The organism is Caballeronia sp., assembly GCF_049581465.1.
GTDB lineage: Bacteria > Pseudomonadota > Gammaproteobacteria > Burkholderiales > Burkholderiaceae > Caballeronia.
Map to the genome: position 1 here is coordinate 1 of NZ_JBAUSA010000917.1, position 2,488 is coordinate 2,488.

Consider the following 2,488-nt stretch of genomic DNA (forward strand, 5'->3'; position numbering starts at 1 on the left):
TCGCCGCGAGCAGCACCCCCTCATAGCCCCAACTCACCGCCAGACCCGCCCAAACCCCGCCCAAAGGCCCCTCCGGGAACGCCTAGTGCGAATCCCGCGGCACCGGCGCCCCACTCGCCCCGACGAGAAAATCGAGATCTGCGCCCTGATCCGCCTGCAACACGTGATCGACGTAAAGCTTCACATAGCCGCGCAACGGGGAAACCGGCGCAACCCACGCCGCACGACGCCGCTCCAGCTCCTCATCAGAGACCTCAAGATGCAAGCGCCGCGCTTGCACGTCGAGTTCAATCATGTCGCCGGTCTGAACAAACGCGAGCGGCCCGCCCGCCGCCGCTTCCGGTGAAATGTGCAACACCACCGCGCCATACGCGGTGCCGCTCATACGGCCGTCGGAGATGCGAACCATGTCCGTGATGCCTTTTTGCAGCACTTTTTTCGGCAGGGGCATGTTGCCAACTTCCGCGAATCCCGGATAACCCTTCGGCCCCGCCCCCTTCAGAACCATGACGCAGTGCTCGTCAATATCCAGCGATTCATCATCGACCTTCTCATGCAGTTCCTCGACCGACTCAAACACAACCGCGCGTCCGCGATGCTTCAACAAGCTCGCCGTCGCCGCCGACGGCTTGATCACGGCCCCATTCGGCGCGAGATTGCCCTTCAATACGGCAATGCCCGCGTGCGGCTTGAACGGCGCCTCAAATAATGTGATCACCCGTTCGTCATCGTTGCGCGCATTTGACACGTTGTCCCAAATCGTCTTGCCGTTGACGGTCAGCGCGTCCTTATGCAACAAACCTTGCTCGCCAAGCTGTTTCAATACGGCCGGCAACCCACCCGCATAGTAGAAATCCTCCATCAGGTATTCGCCCGATGGCTGCAGGTTCACGAGACACGGCACGTCAGAACCCAGTTCCCAATCCTCAAGCGTCAACGGCACACCAATGCGCTTCGCCAGCGCGATCAGATGCACGACCGCATTGGTCGATCCGCCAATCGCGGCATTCGTGCGGATTGCGTTCTCGAAGGCTTCGCGCGTGAGTATCTTGTCCATGGTGAGATCGTCGTTCACCATCTCCACGATCCGCCGCCCAGCCATATGAGCGAGCACCTGCCGACGCGCATCGACAGCTGGAATCGCCGCGTTTTGCGGCAGCCCCATGCCGAGCGCTTCGACCATCGACGCCATCGTGGACGCGGTACCCATGGTCATGCAATGACCGCGTGAGCGATTCATGCACGACTCGGCTTCAGTAAATTCCTCCTGCGTCATGGTGCCGGCGCGCACTTCCTCCGACATCTGCCAGACCCCGGTGCCCGAGCCAATCGGCTTGCCCCGATAACGCCCGTTCAGCATGGCCCCGCCGGACACCGCCAGCGCGGGCAGGTTGCACGACGCCGCGCCCATCAGCAACGCGGGTGTAGTCTTGTCGCAGCCGACCAGCAAGATCACGCCGTCGAGCGGATTGCCGCGTATCGACTCCTCGACATCCATCGACGCGAGGTTGCGAAATAGCATTGCGGTGGGCCGCAAGTTGGACTCGCCCAGCGACATGACCGGGAATTCCAGCGGCAACCCGCCCGCCTCGCGCACGCCCCGCTTCACATACTCGGCAAGCTCACGGAAATGCGCGTTGCAGGGCGTCAGTTCCGACCAGGTGTTGCAGATGCCGATAACCGGACGGCCATCGAAGTTGTCGTGGGGAATGCCCTGGTTTTTCATCCAGGATCGATGGATGAAGCCGTCCTTGCCGTGCGTGCCGAACCATTGTTGCGAACGAAGCTTGCGCATAGTGTGTCTCCGCGCCCGGAAGCGCCGTGTAGGTGTGAGCGCTCAGGGCGCCCCTTGCGCGCGCCGCCGCGCAAAGGACACCGAATCGGAGCACAGCGTGCCGGCAGCAACTGGACAAAAACCGTTAAAGCAGCTTCTCGATATCACTCGATATTGCGTCCGGTTTCGTCACCGAACCAAACCGGTTGATCACGTTGCCTTCACGATCAACCAGGAACTTGGTGAAATTCCACTTGATGCCTTCGGTACCCAGCACTCCCGGCGCTTCTTCGGTTAGATATTTAAAAAGCGGATGCGCGTTCGCGCCGTTGACGTCGATCTTCGAGAACATGGGAAACGTGACACCGTAGTTTTGCTCGCAGAACGCGCCGATTTGCGCGGCATCGCCGGGTTCCTGCTTGCCAAACTGGTTGCACGGAAAGCCCAGCACCGCGAAGCCTCGCTCCGAATAACGCTCATGCAGTTCCTGCAAACCCTTGTATTGCGGCGTGAACCCGCACTCGCTCGCGGTATTCACGATCAGCAGCACCTTGTCCTGCCAGTTCTCCAGGCTGACGGTCTCGCCACTCAAAGTCTCAGCCGAAAACGTATAAATGGGATTCATTTGATGCTCCGCTTTTAAAAAAACTAGTCTAAGCGAAACGCCCCCTAAAAAACATCCGGCCGAACAGCCAACGTCAAAGAGCGGGCGGC

At 60.2% G+C, this 2,488-nt stretch carries 2 protein-coding genes; both read right to left on the reverse strand.

The features are described 5' to 3' along the window. Positions 1–82: 82 nt before the first annotated feature. Positions 83–1,795: an IlvD/Edd family dehydratase gene (locus tag WCA53_RS22585; RefSeq protein WP_423915748.1), complete on the reverse strand. Its 1,713-nt coding sequence runs from the start codon at positions 1,793–1,795 to the stop codon at positions 83–85. 124 nt (positions 1,796–1,919) lie between these two features. Next, complete coding sequence (locus WCA53_RS22590) at positions 1,920–2,399, reverse strand: glutathione peroxidase (RefSeq protein WP_423915750.1); 480 nt, start codon at positions 2,397–2,399, stop codon at positions 1,920–1,922. Between the last annotated feature and the right edge of the window lie 89 nt (positions 2,400–2,488).

Bases quoted from the DNA above. Each gene is read 5' to 3' on its own strand.
- WCA53_RS22585 (WP_423915748.1), bottom strand. From the start codon at position 1,795: ATGCGCAAGCTTCGTTCGCAACAATGGTTCGGCACGCACGGCAAGGAC.
- WCA53_RS22590 (WP_423915750.1), bottom strand. From the start codon at position 2,399: ATGAATCCCATTTATACGTTTTCGGCTGAGACTTTGAGTGGCGAGACC.